Source organism: Streptomyces liliifuscus, assembly GCF_016598615.1.
GTDB lineage: Bacteria > Actinomycetota > Actinomycetes > Streptomycetales > Streptomycetaceae > Streptomyces > Streptomyces liliifuscus.
The window spans coordinates 7,661,533-7,678,326 of sequence record NZ_CP066831.1 but is presented as its reverse complement, the minus strand read 5'-3'; the positions used below and the strand labels follow the sequence as shown (position 1 = coordinate 7,678,326).

The following is a 16,794-nucleotide window of genomic DNA, read 5'->3' as shown; positions in this document are numbered from 1 at the left end:
GTTCGGGTTCGGGTCGTCGGCCATCGGGTGATCGTGCTCACGGAGCGAGGGGTTGGGATGGCGGGAGAACGTGTGCGGTGGGGCGTGCTGGCGACCGGTGGGATCGCCGGGGCGTTCACGGCGGATCTGATCGATCTGCCGGACGCCGAGGTGGTCGCGGTGGCGTCGCGCACCGAGGAGTCCGCGAAGGCGTTCGCGGAGCGGTTCGGGATCCCCCGGGCGTACGGCGACTGGGAGAGCCTCGCGGCGGACGAGGACGTGGATGTCGTGTACGTCGCGACTCCGCACTCGGCGCACCGGGCGGCGGCCGGGCTCTGTCTCGAGGCGGGCCGGAACGTGCTGTGCGAGAAGGCGTTCACGCTGAACGCGCGCGAGGCGGAGGAGCTGGTCGGCCTCGCGAAGGAGCGCGGGAGCTTCCTGATGGAGGCCATGTGGATGTACTGCAACCCGCTGATCCGGAAACTGAAGGCGCTGGTCGACGAGGGGGCGATCGGCGAGGTCCGCACGGTGCAGGCGGACTTCGGTCTGTCGGGGCCCTTCCCTCCCACCCACCGGCTGCGCGATCCGGCGCAGGGCGGTGGCGCGCTGCTCGACCTGGGTGTCTATCCGGTGTCGTTCGCGCACCTGCTGCTCGGTGAGCCCTCGGAGGTGATGGCGAGAGCGGTGCTCTCCGACGAGAGCGTCGATCTCCAGACGGGGATGCTGCTCTCTTGGGAGAGCGGTGCTCTCGCTTCGTTGCACTGCTCTCTCGTCGGCGGCACGTCGACCTCCGCCTCGGTCACCGGTTCCGAGGGCCGTATCGACATCCCGTCCGGCTTCTTCCACGCCGACCGCTTCGTACTGCACCGCGACGGCCGCGACCCGCAGGAGTTCACCGCGAGCGCGGCAGACGGAACCCAGGCCAGCCTCAAACACGAGGCCATCGAGGTCATGCGCTGCCTCCGGACCGGCGAAACCGAGTCCCCTCTGGTCCCCCTCGACGGCACCTTGGCAGTAATGCGAACGCTCGACGCGGCAAGGGACCGCGTCGGCGTCACGTATCCGGGCGAGGTGGCGCCCCTTTAGGGGCGCGGGGAACTGCGCAGTCTTTCAGGGGCGCGGGGAACTGCGCGACCAGCCACGGATAGCCCGCAGCCGACGAACAACCCGCGCAGTTCCCCCCTCCCGCCGAAGGCGCTACGCCGGCTTCAGCCCCTGATCCCCCACCTCGGTAACAAACGACGCGGCGGTCGTGATCGCAGCCCCAGGCGTGGTCACGGCAGCCACCGTCTTGAAGTCCACCCGGGCCGACTCCCGCCCGAGGCGAACCGTCGAATACCCCCGATGCCCGTTGTAGTGCTTCATGTGCGGGTTGGCGGCAAGATAACCCGCCCAGTTGGCGGGCCGGGCGGCCCCGTTCTGCCCACTGCTGACCGACGTGGCGACAACCTCCGTACCCAGAGTCCGCGACCCCGGGTCGGCGAAGTCCCGCTTGATGTCGAAGGCGTACGACACATGGACGTCACCGGTGAGCACCATCAGGTTCTCCACACCGGCCGCCTCGGCACCCGCGAGGAGACGCCGACGGGAGGCGGGGTAGCCGTCCCAGGCGTCCATGCTGAGGGTGGTGTTGCCAGCGGTGGCGTGGTTGCGGCGGGCGAAGACGACCTGCTGCGGAACGACGTTCCACAGCGCGTTCGACCGCTTCCAGCCGTCAATGAGCCACCGCTCCTGGGCGAGCCCCGGCAGGGTCTGCGACTCGGCCTCCGACTCGGGGGTGGGCGTCTTCCAGCCGTCGCCGTTCGCCTGGTCGGTGCGGTACTGCCGGGTGTCGAGGATGTCGAACTGCGCGAGCCTGCCCCAGTTCAGACGGCGGTAGAGCCGCATGTCGGCGCCCTCGGGCCGCTGCGGGTGGCGCAGCGGCAGGTTCTCCCAGTACGAGCGGTACGCGGCGGCGCGGCGCAGCAGGAACTCCTCCGGCGGCACGTCGTTCTCGGGGATGTCGTCCGCGTAGTTGTTCTCGGTCTCGTGGTCGTCCCAGGTGACGACGAAGGGGTGCGCGGCGTGCACGGCCCGCAGGTCGGGGTCGGTCTTGTAGAGGGCGTACCGCAGCCGGTAGTCCTCCAGCGTGATCGTCTCCCGGTTGAATATGTCGGGCAGCACGCGGTCGGTGTAATTGCGGACGCCGCCCACGGAGTTGACCGCGTACTCGTACAGGTAGTCGCCGACGTGGAAGACCACGTCGACGTCGTCCTCGGCGAGATGGCCGAACGGGGTGAAGTACCCGTCGTGGTACGCCTGGCAGGAGACCACGGCCAGCGTCAGTTCGGAGACGCTCGAGCGGGACGAGGGCGCGGTGCGCGTACGGCCGGTCTCGCTGACCCAACTGCCCACGCGGAAGCGGTAGTAGAAGACCCGGTCGGAGTCGAGGTGGCCGACCTCGACGTGTACGGAGTGGTGGAACTCGGGGTGGGCGACGGCCGCACCACGTCTGACGATGTGTCGGAATCGTTCGTCGCGCGCCAACTCCCAGCGGACGGTGACGCGTTGCGACGGGAGACCGGAGTCGGCCTGGAAGGGGGCGGGCGCGAGCCGGGTCCACAGCAGCACGGAGGCGGCCTGCGGGTCACCGGAGGCGACACCTAGCGTGAAGGGGTTCTCGGTGATCTTCGCCGCGTCGAGTTCCGCGGCACCCGCCACGCCCGCGGTCGGCAGGTTGGTGGCGAAGGCGAGCGCGGCGGCCGCGCCGGTGACCGTGAGGAAACGGCGGCGTCCGAGGTGACGGGCTGCGGCGCGGAGTTCGGGGGCGTGCTGCGACTGTTGCTGGTGGCCTGCGAGTGTCATCTGGCCCTCCCCTGACTGTTGTTGTACTAGGTATTGGAGTGATCAGATTCGACGTCGGACTGTCACGTACACACCAGTCAGATGTCGGACAGATGAGATTCGTGTGGCGGAAGATCGCCTGTCCTCACGTACGCTGCTGGGCCATGAACGCCATGGGAACGAAGATCGCGATCGTGACGGGAGCCGGCTCGGGGATCGGCCGGGCCGTGGCCGTTGAACTGCTTCGCACCGGCTGGTCGGTGGCGCTCGCGGGCCGCCGCGCGGAGCGCCTGGAGGAGACGGCGGCGCTCGCGGAGACGGCACGCGCGGGACAGCCGGCCGCGGAGGACGTCACGTCCTTGTGCGTACGCACCGATGTCTCGCGGCCCGACGAGGTGGCCGCGCTCTTCACCGCCGTACGGGACCGCTTCGGGCGGCTCGACTTCCTCTTCAACAACGCGGGCACCTTCGGTCCCGGCGGAGTGCCGTTCGAGGAACTGCCGTACGAGGCCTGGCGGCACGTGGTCGGCACCAACCTCGACGGGGCGTTCCTGTGCGCGCAGGCGGCGTACCGGCAGATGAAGGAGCAGGATCCGCAGGGCGGCCGGATCATCAACAACGGCTCGATCTCGGCGCACACGCCGCGCCCGCGGTCGGCCGCGTACACGGCGACCAAGCACGCGCTGACCGGCCTCACGAAGTCGCTGTCGCTGGACGGGCGGCCTTACCGGATCGCCTGCGGGCAGATCGACATCGGCAACGCGGCGACGGACATGACCGAGCGGATGCAGACGGGGGCGCTGCAGGCGAACGGGGAGGTGGCACCCGAGCCGGTGATGGATGTGGCGGACGTGGCTCGCACGGTGCGGCACATGGCGGCGTTGCCGCTTGAGGCGAATGTACAGTTCGCGACGGTTCTCGCTACCGCGATGCCGTTTGTGGGGCGGGGATAGCCTGCCGCCGGCTGGACGGATGGTGCGGGTCGCGTGTGGCTGGTCGCGCAGTTCCCCGCGCCCCTTGCGGGGCGCAGGACCAGCCCCTCAGTCCCATCCCGTGAGTCAATCTGCACAAACGGAGGGGATACCTCCGCGGTATCTCGGCCGGTTACGGGCCTATGCTCGACACTCCTCCACCAGAACTTCACACTTGGAGCACAGGGCTTCCGTGCCACACCTCTGGGGGGAGGCGGCAGCCGTTCCGGCGGCTCGGGTGGGGGGATTCCGCGTGGGACCGCGGGATTGCGACCCGGGCCACGGAACGGCTGCCCACCATTCGGGACGAGAGCGTCGTCGAAGCCCGGGCCGCCGTGTCGAAGAAGGTGACGCCGCGGTCGAGGGCGCGGCGGATCGCCCGCTGCTCTCCATGCCCGTGGACGCCAGGAGTTGGAGCACACGCGAGGGCAGGACGGCGGGGCAGGAATCGCGGTCGGAGGCAGGACCGCGACGGCGAACCGCGGCGGTCGTTACGCCTGGCCGGTCTCGAAGCGGGAGATCCTGCCGCCTCCGTCGACGGTGAAGCTCCACCGCGTCCTCATCTCGCCCCAGGCGTCGTTGCTGTAACGGGCGAGGAGGGCGAGGCCGCCGTCCGACTCGTTGTCGACCTCCATATGGCCGTGGGAGTCGAAGATCTCCCGCTCGGTCCATTCGTCGAGGTCGCGGTCCGAGCCGTCGTCGGACATCGTCGCGTCGGGCGTGAGGACGGCCCGGAAGGCGTCCCGGTCATGGGCGTTCACGGCGCTGACGAAGTCCCGGACGGCCGGGTTGCTCAGCTTGGCTACCTGAATCGTCATGGACGTCAGACTCACACCGCCCGGCCGCCCCCGCCACCCGAACGGCGGCGCGGGCCGGGACCCGGGCGACTGTTCGGTGCGACGGTGGGCAGGCGGCGTACGAGACAAAAGGGGCCGTTCGCGTGAGAACGGCCGACTGGGACGCCGGTCGGGACGCCAGCCGGGACATCCGAGGAGTGACGAGAACCGTGACCTCTTTCGACCGACGCGACCTGGGACTGCTGCTGCTCCGCCTCGGCACCGGCGGGGTGCTCGCGGCGCACGGGACACAGAAGCTCTTCGGCTGGTTCGGCGGGGGCGGGCTCTCCGGGACCGGCCAGTTCATGGAGTCCGTGGGGTACGCGCCCGGCAGGGCGAGCGCGACCGCGGCGGGCCTGGCGGAGGCGGGCGGCGGCACGCTCCTCGCGCTGGGCCTCGCGACCCCGGCGGCCGGCGCCGCCGCGGCCGGGGCGATGGCGGGCGCGTCGGCGGTGCAGGCCCCGAACGGCTTCTTCAACCAGAGCGGCGGCTACGAGCACGCCGCGTCCCTGGGTCTCGCGGCGGCGGGCCTCGCCGTCACGGGCCCCGGCCGGCTCTCCCTCGACCACGCGCTCGGCCACGCGGTCGACCGCGGCTGGATGGTGCCGGTCGCCCTCGCGGGCACGGCGGCCGCGACGCTGGCCGTGGTGGGGCTCCGCAACAAGCGGCTGCGGAGCGAGAAGGAGGGCGAGCAGGGGGAGTTGTTCGGCGAGGACAGCATGTCGTACAGCGCCTAGGACCATTCGAGACCACTGAGCACGTGGACCGTCATGGGCACCCGCCCCGGCGCACCCCGACTCATGACAATCTGCTCGTCATGAGCGACGAGGATCTCTGGGAGTCCATCGACCGTATCCAGGACCGGCTGGCGAGCTCCCAGCCGGCCCGACCGCCCCAAGAGGCCCTGCTCCTGCGGATGTTGAAACTGTCGGAGGAGGTCGGCGAGGTCGCCGAGGCGGTGATCGGCGCCACCGGGCAGAACCCGCGCAAGGGCGTCTCCCACACCTGGGACGACGTCCAGTCCGAGCTGTGCGACGTGATCATCACGGCCGCGGTGGCCCTGCGGACGCTGACGCCGGAGACTCGCGAGGTGTTCGCCGCGCACCTGGCGCGCGTGACGGACCGCTCGCTGAACCCGTGACGCTCCACACGGGAGACGCAGGAATCGCGGGAGGCGCGGGAAACGCCGTACGCCGTGCGGTCGTTGGGGAGCGCCGGTCTCAGGACGACGAGTCTCCGTAGAGGGCGGCAATCGCGGCGGCCCGGTCGCACAGGGTGGTGCGCAACGACTGCGGGGCCAGGGCCTCCGCGTCCATGCCCAGCTGCCACAGCGCCCATTCGGCGTGCCGTGAGTCCTGGAAGGTCACCTCCAGCCGCAGCCGGCCGTCCGCGTCGGGTTCCTCCGCGCGGACGGCCAGCGCGGTGTCCAGCAGTTCCTCCCGCCGCTCCGGGTTCACCCGTACCAGCACGGTGATGTGGTCGCTGCCGGAGAGAAACCGCGCGGAACGCTCCCGCCAGATCCGGTCCAGGTCGACCCGGTTCGGTCGCTGTGCCGGTTCGGGGAGTTCCTCGGCGGCCAACACCCGCGACAGCCGGTACGTGCGGTCCTCGCCGGATCTCGTGGCCAGCAGGTAGGCCCGGTCGCGTGCGGTGACCAGGCCGATCGGGTCCACCGTGCGCCACTGAGGCGGCCGGCCCGTGGCCGCGTAGTGGATACGCAGCTTGTGTCCGGCGAGCACCGCGCGCCGGACCTCGATCATGGTGGCGCCCGGTACCTCCTCGGTGACCAGCCGGCGTGCGAGCAGGTCGGTCTCCGGATCCACGAGAAATCGCCGGGCCGCGTCGCTCGCGGTGACCCGGTGGCTTTCCGGCAGCGCGTCGACCACCTTCCGAATGGCCGAGGCGAGCGCCGAGCCGAGGCCGAACGCCTGCTCGCCGCGCCCCGATCCGGCGGTCAGCAGGGCGAGGGCCTCGTCGTGGTTCAGCCCGGTGAGCTCGGTCCGGAAACCGGGCAGCAGCGCGAACCCGCCGTGCCTGCCGCGTTCCGCGTAGACCGGGACGCCGGCCGCGGACAGTGCCTCGATGTCACGCAGCACGGTACGGGTGGACACCTCCAGCTCGCGGGCCAGCGTGTCCGCGGTCAGCCGACCGCGCTGACGCAGCAGCAACACCAGGGAGACCAGCCGGTCGGCGCGCATACGAGAACACTATCGAATACATGACTGAGGGTGTCGTGATTTGTTGCGAGGCTCGTCAACACGACGTCGCAAGCACGACATCCGAAGCACGACATCGAAGCCTGCGGCCACCGAGCCAAGGGCCTTACGTACTCCCATGACGTACTCCCATGACGTACTCCCCATGAATCGAATGGAGCTGACGTGGCAGCCGATGTGACGGTGGAACGAACGGCGATCAACCCGGTGACGTGGTCGGTGGAGATGGGGTTCAACCAGGGCGAGGTCGTCTCCGGGCACACCCGGACCCTGTACATCTCGGGCCAGACCGCGATGAGCGAGGACGGCAAACCCCAGCACGAGGGCGACATGGCGGCGCAGTTGGCGCTGAGCATCGGCAACCTGGAGGCCGTACTCGGCGAGGCAGGCATGTCTCTCGCGAACCTCGTCCGGCTCAACGTCTACACGACCGACGTCGACCTGCTGTTCCAGCACTACGGCGTGCTGGCGGCGCGGTTGGGCGCCGCCCGGGTGGCGCCGACGACCACGATGCTCGGGGTGACACGGCTGGCGATCCCGGGTCAGCTGGTCGAGCTCGAAGGGACCGCCGTCGCGTAGCGCGGCCTCGCGGGCGTCAGCTCGGCGGCAGGCAGTGGTCGTCCGGTGCGACGGTCCCCCAGATACGGCGGCCGATGTCGCGCAACTGCCGCTGCTGGGCCAGGGTCAGGGGCTCGAAGACGTAGCGGCTCACGGCCTCCGCGTGCCCGGGTGCCGTCGCGACGACCTTCTCCCGGCCCGTGTCCGTGAGAGTGGCGAGGGTGTAGCGGCCGTCGGCGGGATCGGGCGTACGGCGCACCCAGTCGCTCTTCTCCAGCCGCTTGACCAGATGGGAGAGGCGGGACAGCGAGGTGCCCGTGTAGCCGGCGACCTCGCTCATCCGCATCGTGCGCTCCGGGGCCTCGGAGAGCATCGCCATCACCTGGTACTCGACGTGGCTGACCCCGGCGTCGCGCTGCAGTTGCGCGTCGAGCGCGCCCGGCAGCCTGACCAGCACGCCGGCCAGCGCGTGCCAGGCCTCCTTCTCGCCGTCGGTCAGCCGGCGAGGCTCCTGCGGGGTCTCCATGGCCGCCACTTTAACGTGACGGTTCAAGTGATCGGCCCGCCCCGCAAGCCCCGTCCAGGCCCTGACCCAGCCCTCGCAAGCCCTGCTCGCGCCGCCTACGCCGACGTACGCGAATTCGCCTACGCGGACGTACGCGTGAAGGCGAGCGTCGCCGTCACGGTGGTCAGGCCGCGGATCATGCCCAGCTGGTTCCAGCCCATGCCGAACTGCTCGCGGTCCACGGTGAACTCCGCGGTGAGCGTGACCGCGGAGGCGGTCGCGCCGGTGACGCGGGCGGTGACGGTCTGGGGGCGGCTGATGCCACGGGCGGTCAGCTGACCGGATATCTCGACGGTGTCGTCCTGGCGGACCGTCGCGTTGCGGACGGCGAAGACGAGGGAGGGGTGCCGGTCGGCGTCGAAGAAGTCGCTGCCGTGCAGGTGCTCGTCGCGCTTGCGGTTCTTGGTGTCCAGGGAGGCCGCGTCCAGGGTGATCGTGCCGCGGGCGCTGCCGTCGGGCTGGACCTCGCCCTCGCCGGTGACCCCGGCGAAGACGCCCTTCACGTTGACCATGCCCCACATCGTCCTGTGCTTGATCGCGACGGTGGTGCGGGCGGGGTCGAGCTGCCACAGGCCGGTTTCTACGGCGACGGTCATGGGACTTCTCCTGACGGTTTCGAACGATCGACTCAGTAATCCAAATTTGGATGACCCCACGCTAGCCGATTATCCAAAATTGAACAACGGGTAGACTTGGTGACTATGGCCGACTCCTCCGCCCTCGCCGACCAGCCCGAACACGAGCCGACGGGCGGAGACGGGCTGTCGGGCGGAGACGGGCTGTCGGGCGGAGACGGGCTGTCGGCGGACGACGCCGGGCTGCTCCCGGCCGAGCTGCGGGCCTGGATGCGTCTGCTGGCCGCGGCCGGGGCGATCGAGCAGTCGCTGCGTTCGCGGGTCAAGGACGCCATGGGGATCTCGCACGACGAGTTCCTGGTGCTGTGCCTGCTGGCCGACCAGCCCGGCTCCAGCCTGCGGATGACGCGGATCGCGGAGCTGCTGGGGCGCCCGAAGACGCGGCTGACCTATCAGGTCGCCTGTCTGCAGCACGCGGGGCTGATCAGCAAGAACTCGGCCTGCGGCGACCGGCGCGGCATCGAGGTGACACTCACGGACAAGGCCCGCCGTCTGCTGAGCGAGGCCTCGCGCCCCCTGGCCGACGCCGTCTCCGAGGCCATCGCCCGGACGGCCTGCGCCCAGCGGTACGCGCAACTGCACGATCTGCTGCCTGCGCACCCGTTCCCGGCGGCCGAGGGGCACGGCGCCGAGAAGCCGGAGTAGCGGGGGCAGCCGGATTGGCGGAAGCAGCCGGAGCAGCAGGAGTGGCGGACCGCCGAAGGACCAAGGACCCACGAAGGGCCGCGGCCACGGGGAACACCCCTTCGGCCACAGCCCTTCATCTCACGGCATACGTACGGTCGGTACCGTCAGAAGCCGGGGAACACCCGGCGGAGGTCGTCCAGGGTCAGGCCGTCCCCGGTGACGGCCACACCGTTGGGCGTGTTCGCGGGCGCGTGGCGGCCCGTGACGAGCCGCAGCCACCACTCGGCAGGCGCGCTGAGCACGGCGTCGGGCTCGGCCGGTTCGTCGGTGAGCGCGACCGCGTCGCCCAGGTCGAGCCCGAACGAGCGCTCGGGGGACGTGGTGCGGACGGCGACGCGGACGTGCCGGCCGTCGAGGGCGTCGGCCTTGCCGAGGAAGCCTATGAGCATGCCGACCTGGTCGAGGAGCGGCTCGGTCGCCGCCCGCGCCAGGCCCACGGTCCGGTCGAAGGCGACCTCCACGTCCCACGAGTGGTTGGCGAACTCGCTGAGCCGCATGCCCGCGGCGGTGGCCACGTCCACGGGTGCGGGCAGGAATCCGAGGTCGATCCGCAGGTCCTGGCGCGTCTGCGCGTCGAGGTCCTCATAGGCGCGCACCAGCGCCTCGTTGGAGGTGACGAACCCCGCGGCCTGCTCGGCCGGGGACATCGCGTCCCAGCGCGCCCACACGGACTTGTTGAAGTCCATGTCCTTGGGCCCGGCGCCGCTCAGCGAGCCCTCCAGGACGGCCAGGCCTATCTCCGCACCGCTGCCGAGGTGGCTGAGCACCTGGGCGACGGTCCACTCCGACGCCCCGGAGGGCCGGTCGAGGTCGGCGGCGGCAAGGCCGCCGTGCACGACGGTGGTGAGGTAGTCGTGTCCGCTGCGCAGGGCACCGATGATCCGGTCGGCACGTTCGGTCATTTCTCAACTCCGGTGGGACGGTGATGAATTGGCGGCCCGGTTCGAGCCGCGTTCCGTACGGGGCCAGCCTGACGCACCTTGACTTGCCTCATCATTAACTTGAACCTTCAAGCTGGACCGTAGGTCATTCCACTTGAACCGTCAACCGATATCGGGCCTCGCGGGAACCTGCTGGAAGAGCCGCAGGGGGACGGCCGCGGCCAGCGCCCGATAGCCCTCCGGGTTGAGGTGCAGCCAGTCCCCGTCGTGCAGGGTGGACAGCAGCCGGCGCGGGTCCCGCGGGTCACGGACGGCACGGTCGAAGTCGATGACCGCGTCGAACGTCCCGCTCGTACGGATCCAGGAGTTGACCGCCTGCCGGGCCGACTCACGGTGCCCGTCGGGGTCGTCGTACATGGCGTTGCCGCCGAACGGCGTCAGCGTGACGCCGTACACCCGGATGCCCTGAGCGTGCGCGCGGACCACGATCTGCTCGTACGCGGCGGTCAGTTCGGCGGTGACGCTGCGCTGGGCGGCCTGCGTGGCCGCGGCGGTGCCGATGTCGTTGACCCCCTCGAAGACGACCAGCCAGGAGACACCGCTGCGGGACAGGACGTCACGGTCGAGGCGGGCGAGGACGTTGGGGCCGAGGCCGTCGTTGAGGACGCGGTTGCCGCCGGCGGCCTGGTTGAGCACCGCGACGTCCGAGGTCGCGGGCCGGGCGTGCAGCCGGTCCAGGAACCGGTCCGGCCAGCGGTTGTTCCCGTTGGTGGTGGAACCGCGGCCGTCCGTGAGGGAGTCGCCCAGGACGGCGACCGCCGCCGTGCCATGTCCTGAGAGCACCTCGACGTCGCTGAGCAGATACCAGTGGTTGACGGGAGTCGCCTCCGGCAGGTCCAAGTCCCTTGTGCGGTCGGCCTTCTGGAGGTACGAGGTGGTGCGTGATCCCGGGTGCGAGGTGAGCGCGAGGGAGGGCTGGCCCTCGGCGAGGTAGGCGGTGACGGTCAGGTTGGAGCCCGACCGGAGGTCGAAGTCCAGTGCGTCCGAGACGACTTGGGCTCCGGAGGGCACGGTCGCGAACCCACGCCCGCCGAACGTCACCCGCCGCAGGGTGCCGGGCTCGATCGCGGCGACCCCGGCCCGTCCGTCGCGCGGGAGCGCCACGGTCACCGCCGTCAGCGGCAGCGCGGTGTCGCCGAAGGCGTTGGAGAAGCGCAGCCGCACACGCTCGCCCCCGGTCGAGACGCGAACGGTCTGCCGCAGGGTCGTGTCGGTCAGGACGGCACGGTCCTCGGTGAACGGCGGGGGCGGCATATTGCCCGGCTCGGTGAGCTGCGGCATCGCGGTCCAGGTGTTGACCCAGTACCGGGCGGCGGACGACACCGCCGGGCGGCCGGCGTCCCCTTCCGTGGCCCGGGTCTCCTCGACCGGGGCGACCAGCGCGACCACTGCGGACGAGGTCACGACGAGGGCGAGGACGAGGACGAAGGGGGTGAGCAGACGGGTGACCAGACGGGCGAACGGGACTCTTCTCGGCGTGGACGGTTTCGCGGGCACGGTGAACTCCTCCGGAGCGGCGGACGGGGTTCCTGGCGGCCGAGGACACACCTCCGACCGCCAGGATGTGACGGAACGTCACGAACAACTGGCTGCTGACGCTCTGTCCGTCAACTCACGGAGCACGCCGTCCCGTTGAGAGTGAACGCGGTCGGAGCCCCGCTGTTGCCGCCGTGATTCGCCTGATAGCCGATGCCGACGCTCGCGTTCGGCGCGATCGTGCCGTTGTACGTGGCGTTGGCGGCGGTCACCGCCCCGCTCGCCGGGGCGTACGTGGCGCCCCAGCCGTTGGTGATGGTCTGCCCGGAGGGCAGGGTGAAGGCCAGCTTCCAGCCCTCGATAGGGGCGGTGCCGGTGTTGGTGATCGTCACGGAGCCGGTCAGTCCCGTACTCCACGCGTTGGTCGTGACGGTCACCTTGCAGGCGCCCGGCTGGGGCCCGGGCCCGGGGCCCGAGCTGTCCAGACCGAAGAACGTGAGCACCCGGGCCGCCATGCCGTACGCGTACAGGTTGTGGCCGACACCCTGGAGGCTGATGGCCTCGACGGGAGCCCGGTCACCGGTGGAGCCGTACCGGGTGCGGGTCCAGCCGGACTGGGGCGAGTCCGTGGCGGCCGGGGTCTGGCCGGCACCCAGCACATCGGTCCACTGCTTGATCTCCTCCCCGAAGTTGGGGTAGCGCAGGACGTCGTCCTCGGTGCCGTGCCACAGCTGCATGCGCGGCCGGGGACCGGTGTAGCCCGGGTAGGCGGCGCGGACCAGGTTGCCCCACTCCTGCGGGGTGCGGATCACGGTTCCGCCGGAGCACGCGCTGTTCCACTCGGATCCGTCGGTGGTGGCGAAACAGCCGAACGGTACGCCCGAGAACGCGGCGCCCGCCGCGAACACGTCGGGGTAGTCGCCCAGCAGGACGTTCGTCATCATCGCGCCGGAGGAGATGCCGGTGGCGAAGATCCGGCCGGTGTCCGCGGAGTAGGTGCGGGTCACCCAGTCGACCATCGACTTGATGCCGACGGGGTCGCTGCCGCCGCCCCGCCTCAGCGCCTGCGGCGAGGAGACGTCGAAGCACTTGCTGGCGCGGGTGACCGACGGGTAGACGACGATGAACCCGTAGCGGTCGGCGAGCGAGGCGTACTCGGTTCCGGAGTACATCGCCGGGCCGGAACCCGTGCAGTAGTGGACGGCCACCACGACCGCGGGGTTCGCGGTGACGCTGTCCGGCACGTACAGGTACATCTGCAGGTTGCTGGGGTTGGCGCCGAAGCCGGTGACCTCGGTGAGCGCGGCGGCGGGCACCGCGTCGGGGGCGGCGGCCGGTACCGCGGCGGGCGCGGCCGCGCGGGTCGTCGCCCCGGACGTGGTCGGCTCCGGGCGGGCCGAGGCCCCCGGGGCGCCGAGAAGCAGGGTCGCGAGCAGGGAGACGAGCGCCCCGAAGAGCACTGCGAGCCCCGAACGCGACGGTCTCCTCACGGTGTTGCTGCTGCCAGTGGCGGACATGTCCGTCCCTTCCGGATCGCGGCTCGTGGGGAGGTCGCGATGGAGTGATGGCGTGGTGGAGCGACACCATGCGACGGGGCCGGCCGCATGGCATGGTCATGACTGTCGTGGAAGCGCTCCCACAGCGGGAGACCGAAACCGGCCACTGCGTGACGCGCGGACCGTTGCACGTTCCCCTCGGACCGTTGCGCGTTCACCCTCACGGGCATAAGTTACCGATAGGTAACCTCACGAGGGAGTCATCATGCCCATGCTCGACCGCCAGGACGACGTCTTCGTACTCGACCTCGGGGACGGCGAGAACCGCTTCCACCCCGACTGGATCGCCTCGGTCGACTCCGCCCTGGACGAGGTGGAGAAGGCGGAGGGGCCGCGCGCCCTGGTGACCGCCGCGACCGGCAAGTTCTACTCCAGCGGCCTCGACCTGGACTGGCTGTTCGCGCACGCCGACCAGCAACAGGAGTACGTCGCCGGCGTCCAGGAGCTGTTCGCGCGGATGCTGTCCCTGCCCGTGATCACGGTGGCCGCCCTCCAGGGGCACACCTTCGCGGCCGGTGCGATGTTCTCGCTGGCCCACGACTTCCGTGTGATGCGCGCCGACCGCGGTTTCTGGTGTCTGCCCGAGGCCGACATCAACATCCCCTTCACACCGGGCATGTCCGCGCTGATCCAGTCCCGGCTGACCCCGCAGACCGCACACGAGGCCATGACCACGGCCCGCCGCTACGGGGGCGGCGACGCCCTCGCCGCCGCCCTCGTCGACCGCGCGGTGCCCGAGGACGCCGTACGCTCGACCGCCGTGGAAATCGCCCGGGCCCAGGTGGCCAAGGCCGGCCCGACCCTCGGCACCATCAAGTCCCGAATGTACGAGCCCGTCCTGACGACCCTGCGGAACGGGGACAACCCCCTCGGCTGACCCTCAGACGGCGGCCCAGCCGTTGTCGACCGGCAGGATCACGCCGTTGATGTTGCTGGCGGCGTCCGAGGCGAGGAAGACGATGGCCGCCGCCTGCTCGTCGGCGCTCGCCGTACGGCCGACATTGCCCATGTGGCCCATGATCACGGACGGACCGAGGGCATCCTTGTCCGCCTGGACCTGGATGCCCGTCACCGTGCCGCCCGGCGCGATGGCATTGGTCCGTACGCCCTTGTCCCGGTACATCACGGCGAGCGACTTGGTCAGACCGGCGACGCCGTGCTTCGAGGCGGTGTACGCGGCGCCGGCGGCGCTGCCGCGCAGGGACGCCTCGGAGGCGGTGAACACGATCGCGCCCTTGCCGTTCGCGAGGAGGTGGGGCAGCGCGGCGCGGGTGAGCAGGAACGGCGCGGTGAGGTTGATCCGCAGGACGCGCTCCCACTCGTCGTCGTCCGTCTCCCCCGCGGCGGACATCCTGTCCATGATTCCCGCGTTGTTGACGAGTACGTCGATGCCGCCGAAGGTGTCCACGGCGGTGGCGACGACCTGGTCGACGGTCCGCTGCTCGCCGAGGTCCCCGACCACGGTGACCGCGGTGCCGCCCGCCGCGACGATCTCCTCGGCGGCCTCCTTGGCACCTTCGGCGTTGAGGTCGGCGAGGACGACACGGGCGCCCTCCGCCGCGAAGCGCAGGGCGGCGGCGCGGCCGATGCCGGACCCGGCGCCGGTGACGACGACCGACTTGCCCGACAGTCCTGTGCTGGTGCTCATGGCTGGTTCTCCCTCGGGGTGTTCCCGGGCCCGGGGGTCGTGGCCCGGCGTACGTGCGCGGCGATCAGGGCGTACACGCTCCTGGCCGTTTCGGCGTCCTTCTGGTCGTAACCGTGGTCGGCTCCGGGGACGTCGTAGTGGTCGAGCAGCGCACCGGCCCCGCGCAGCCGCTCGGCGTACCGGACGCCCTCCGCGCGCAGCAGGTCGTACTCCGCGGTGACGACGAAGGCCGGGGCGATGCCCGTGAGGTCCGCGGTGTCCGAGGGATGGGCGGGCGAGACCAGGCGGTCGGTGCGCCGCCGCGGGTCCGGCACGTACGCGGAGTCGAAGACGTCCGCCATCCAGGGCCGGAGCACCGGCTTGGCGATGGCGGCGCGCTTGTCGCGGGCGTGGGTCGCGAGGTCGAGGGGCGGATAGTGGAGGACTTGGAGCGCGATGGTCGGGGCCCCGTCGAGCCCGGCCTCCAGGGCCTGGCGGGCCACCGCCGCCGCGAGTCCGCCGCCCGCGCTCTGGCCGCCCACGGTGAGCCGGTCGCCGTCCCAGCCGTGCTCCGCACCGTGCCCTGCGACCCATCGGACGATCTCGTACGCCTGATGGGGCGGGGCGGGAAACGGGTGCTGGGGAGCGACGGCGTAGTCCACGTTGACCACCGCGACGCCCGCTTCCGCGGCGAGGAAACGGCACAGGGGGTCGTCGAGTTCGATCGGCGGCAGGACGTAGCCGCCGCCGTGGAAGTTGACGTGCACGGGCGGGGCCAAGTCCGGGGTCGAGCCGGGGGCGGCGTCGGTGTCCGTGGTGGTGGCGTCGGGCAGGTACACGACCGCGCGAGCCGGGCCGGCCGAGGTCGGGACCGTCAGCTCACGCGTGTTCCTCGGGTACTCCGGATAGCGGCCGAACAGGGAGGACGCGATACGCCGGTCCGCCAGGGCGGTGAGACGCTGCATCGCCCTGGCGGCCAGGGAGGCCGTCGCCGGCCGGGCGAGAAAGGACATGACGGCTCCGTTCGGTGGACCCCCGCCACTATCCATCATATGTTGGTTAACCGACAAGTGGCGGAAAGGATACGCTCGCACCATGCCCGCACGTCCCATGGATCCCCGCACCCGCCGTTCCCGCTCCGCCCTGGAGACCGCCCTGCGCGAACTCATCGCCGAGCGGGACCTCAGCCAGATCTCGGTCTCGGACATCACCAAGCGCGCGGGGGTCAACCGGTCGACGTTCTACGAGCACTACACGGACGTGCACGACCTGGCCGCCGCCGCGTGCACGACGGTCTTCGACGAGCTGGTGGCGGCCAGCCCCGCGGCGGTCCCGCCGGCCACCCCCGACGGCGGCCCCCCGGACAACCCCCTGCCGGACCTCTTCGCGCACGTGGCGGAACACGCCCCCCTCTACCGGGCCCTGCTCGGCGACGACGGCAGCGCGCGGGTCATCAACCACCTGCTCCAGCGCATGACGGTGACCGCCCACATCAGCCGGAGCCCGGCCCAGGACACCGGCCCGTACGAGGCGTCCGTCCCCGCCGACGGGGCCGTACGCCCCTCCCCCCTCGCCGACGACCCGGTGGCCGCCGGGTCCACCCCGCACGATCCCGCGGCCGCGTTCGTGGCGGGAGCCGTGCTCGGCAGCGTCGTCGACTGGCTGCGCCACGACTGCCCCGGCACCCCCGAGGAGATGGGCGCCGCCCTCTGGCCGCTGCTCATCGGCATCGCGGCGGCGGCCGGCTGGGAGACCGAACGGCCGGGATCCCCGGCGGCCGGCTAGGCGTGCTCCGAGGCGCGTGTTCCCCGGGATGAGGGCGGAGTAGTACCGCGGTACTACTCCGCCCCGCCGTTATCGCATCTCCGGTGCCGCAGGTGTGCGGGATTCCCTTCCTAGCGTGAGACACGGGTCGCGCAGGCCC

General features: G+C 71.1%; 18 protein-coding genes. 8 read left to right on the top strand and 10 right to left on the bottom strand.

Annotated elements, in window-relative coordinates:
• Positions 1–57: 57 nt before the first annotated feature.
• Positions 58–1,065: a Gfo/Idh/MocA family protein gene (locus JEQ17_RS33030; RefSeq protein ID WP_200398662.1), complete on the top strand. Its 1,008-nt coding sequence runs from the start codon at positions 58–60 to the stop codon at positions 1,063–1,065.
• 111 nt (positions 1,066–1,176) lie between these two features.
• Here the strand turns inward: JEQ17_RS33030 and JEQ17_RS33025 are convergent, their stop codons facing one another.
• On the bottom strand, positions 1,177–2,823 hold the full coding sequence (locus tag JEQ17_RS33025) for an alkaline phosphatase D family protein (protein ID WP_200398661.1): 1,647 nt from the start codon (positions 2,821–2,823) through the stop codon (positions 1,177–1,179).
• 143 nt (positions 2,824–2,966) lie between these two features.
• Here JEQ17_RS33025 and JEQ17_RS33020 point away from each other — a divergent pair, with 143 nt between their 5' ends.
• Entirely contained in the window at positions 2,967–3,755 is a 789-nt protein-coding gene (locus tag JEQ17_RS33020; protein ID WP_200398660.1) for an SDR family oxidoreductase, read from the top strand.
• Between the two features lie 509 nt (positions 3,756–4,264).
• Here JEQ17_RS33020 and JEQ17_RS33015 read toward each other — a convergent pair.
• On the bottom strand, positions 4,265–4,591 hold the full coding sequence (locus tag JEQ17_RS33015) for a Cif family virulence factor (protein ID WP_055615677.1): 327 nt from the start codon (positions 4,589–4,591) through the stop codon (positions 4,265–4,267).
• A gap of 188 nt (positions 4,592–4,779) precedes the next feature.
• On the opposite strand from JEQ17_RS33015, the gene JEQ17_RS33010 reads away from it, so the two are divergent.
• Complete coding sequence (locus JEQ17_RS33010; RefSeq protein ID WP_200398659.1) at positions 4,780–5,346, top strand: DoxX family membrane protein; 567 nt, start codon at positions 4,780–4,782, stop codon at positions 5,344–5,346.
• 80 nt (positions 5,347–5,426) lie between these two features.
• Positions 5,427–5,750 (top strand): MazG-like family protein, encoded by a 324-nt coding sequence (locus JEQ17_RS33005; RefSeq protein WP_200398658.1) that lies wholly within the window; start codon positions 5,427–5,429, stop codon positions 5,748–5,750.
• 79 nt (positions 5,751–5,829) lie between these two features.
• On the opposite strand, the gene JEQ17_RS33000 is transcribed toward JEQ17_RS33005, so the two are convergent.
• On the bottom strand, positions 5,830–6,807 hold the full coding sequence (locus tag JEQ17_RS33000; RefSeq protein ID WP_200398657.1) for a helix-turn-helix transcriptional regulator: 978 nt from the start codon (positions 6,805–6,807) through the stop codon (positions 5,830–5,832).
• Positions 6,808–7,008: 201 nt separating this feature from the next.
• On the opposite strand from JEQ17_RS33000, the gene JEQ17_RS32995 reads away from it, so the two are divergent.
• Positions 7,009–7,404 (top strand): RidA family protein, encoded by a 396-nt coding sequence (locus tag JEQ17_RS32995; protein ID WP_200401853.1) that lies wholly within the window; start codon positions 7,009–7,011, stop codon positions 7,402–7,404.
• 16 nt (positions 7,405–7,420) lie between these two features.
• Here JEQ17_RS32995 and JEQ17_RS32990 read toward each other — a convergent pair whose 3' ends face one another.
• Together JEQ17_RS32990 and JEQ17_RS32985 are read right to left on the bottom strand one after the other, a co-directional pair.
• Positions 7,421–7,909, bottom strand: a complete 489-nt coding sequence (locus JEQ17_RS32990) for a MarR family winged helix-turn-helix transcriptional regulator (protein ID WP_200398656.1) — start codon at positions 7,907–7,909, stop codon at positions 7,421–7,423.
• A gap of 119 nt (positions 7,910–8,028) precedes the next feature.
• Complete coding sequence (locus JEQ17_RS32985; RefSeq protein WP_200398655.1) at positions 8,029–8,544, bottom strand: YceI family protein; 516 nt, start codon at positions 8,542–8,544, stop codon at positions 8,029–8,031.
• Positions 8,545–8,649: 105 nt separating this feature from the next.
• Here JEQ17_RS32985 and JEQ17_RS32980 point away from each other — a divergent pair, with 105 nt between their 5' ends.
• Positions 8,650–9,228: a MarR family winged helix-turn-helix transcriptional regulator gene (locus JEQ17_RS32980; RefSeq protein WP_200398654.1), complete on the top strand. Its 579-nt coding sequence runs from the start codon at positions 8,650–8,652 to the stop codon at positions 9,226–9,228.
• A 146-nt stretch (positions 9,229–9,374) separates the two neighbouring features.
• Here the strand turns inward: JEQ17_RS32980 and JEQ17_RS32975 are convergent, their stop codons facing one another.
• The 3 genes from JEQ17_RS32975 to JEQ17_RS32965 form a co-directional block, all read right to left on the bottom strand.
• Positions 9,375–10,172: a maleylpyruvate isomerase family mycothiol-dependent enzyme gene (locus tag JEQ17_RS32975; RefSeq protein WP_200398653.1), complete on the bottom strand. Its 798-nt coding sequence runs from the start codon at positions 10,170–10,172 to the stop codon at positions 9,375–9,377.
• A 141-nt stretch (positions 10,173–10,313) separates the two neighbouring features.
• The gene (locus tag JEQ17_RS32970) at positions 10,314–11,651 is read right to left on the bottom strand and encodes an SGNH/GDSL hydrolase family protein (RefSeq protein WP_200401852.1); all 1,338 of its coding nucleotides are present in this window, start codon (positions 11,649–11,651) and stop codon (positions 10,314–10,316) included.
• Between the two features lie 167 nt (positions 11,652–11,818).
• Positions 11,819–13,204 (bottom strand): extracellular catalytic domain type 1 short-chain-length polyhydroxyalkanoate depolymerase, encoded by a 1,386-nt coding sequence (locus JEQ17_RS32965; RefSeq protein WP_200398652.1) that lies wholly within the window; start codon positions 13,202–13,204, stop codon positions 11,819–11,821.
• Positions 13,205–13,448: 244 nt separating this feature from the next.
• On the opposite strand from JEQ17_RS32965, the gene JEQ17_RS32960 reads away from it, so the two are divergent.
• The gene (locus JEQ17_RS32960; protein WP_200398651.1) at positions 13,449–14,120 is read left to right on the top strand and encodes an enoyl-CoA hydratase-related protein; all 672 of its coding nucleotides are present in this window, start codon (positions 13,449–13,451) and stop codon (positions 14,118–14,120) included.
• A 3-nt stretch (positions 14,121–14,123) separates the two neighbouring features.
• Here the strand turns inward: JEQ17_RS32960 and JEQ17_RS32955 are convergent, their stop codons facing one another.
• Positions 14,124–14,891 carry an SDR family NAD(P)-dependent oxidoreductase gene (locus JEQ17_RS32955; protein WP_200398650.1) on the bottom strand — a complete coding sequence of 256 codons (768 nt, stop codon included), beginning with the start codon at positions 14,889–14,891 and terminating at the stop codon, positions 14,124–14,126.
• Positions 14,888–15,883 (bottom strand): alpha/beta hydrolase, encoded by a 996-nt coding sequence (locus JEQ17_RS32950; protein WP_200398649.1) that lies wholly within the window; start codon positions 15,881–15,883, stop codon positions 14,888–14,890. The genes JEQ17_RS32955 and JEQ17_RS32950 overlap by 4 nt, the downstream gene beginning before the upstream one ends.
• An 82-nt stretch (positions 15,884–15,965) precedes the next feature.
• On the opposite strand from JEQ17_RS32950, the gene JEQ17_RS32945 reads away from it, so the two are divergent.
• On the top strand, positions 15,966–16,655 hold the full coding sequence (locus JEQ17_RS32945) for a TetR/AcrR family transcriptional regulator (protein WP_200398648.1): 690 nt from the start codon (positions 15,966–15,968) through the stop codon (positions 16,653–16,655).
• Positions 16,656–16,794: the final 139 nt, after the last annotated feature.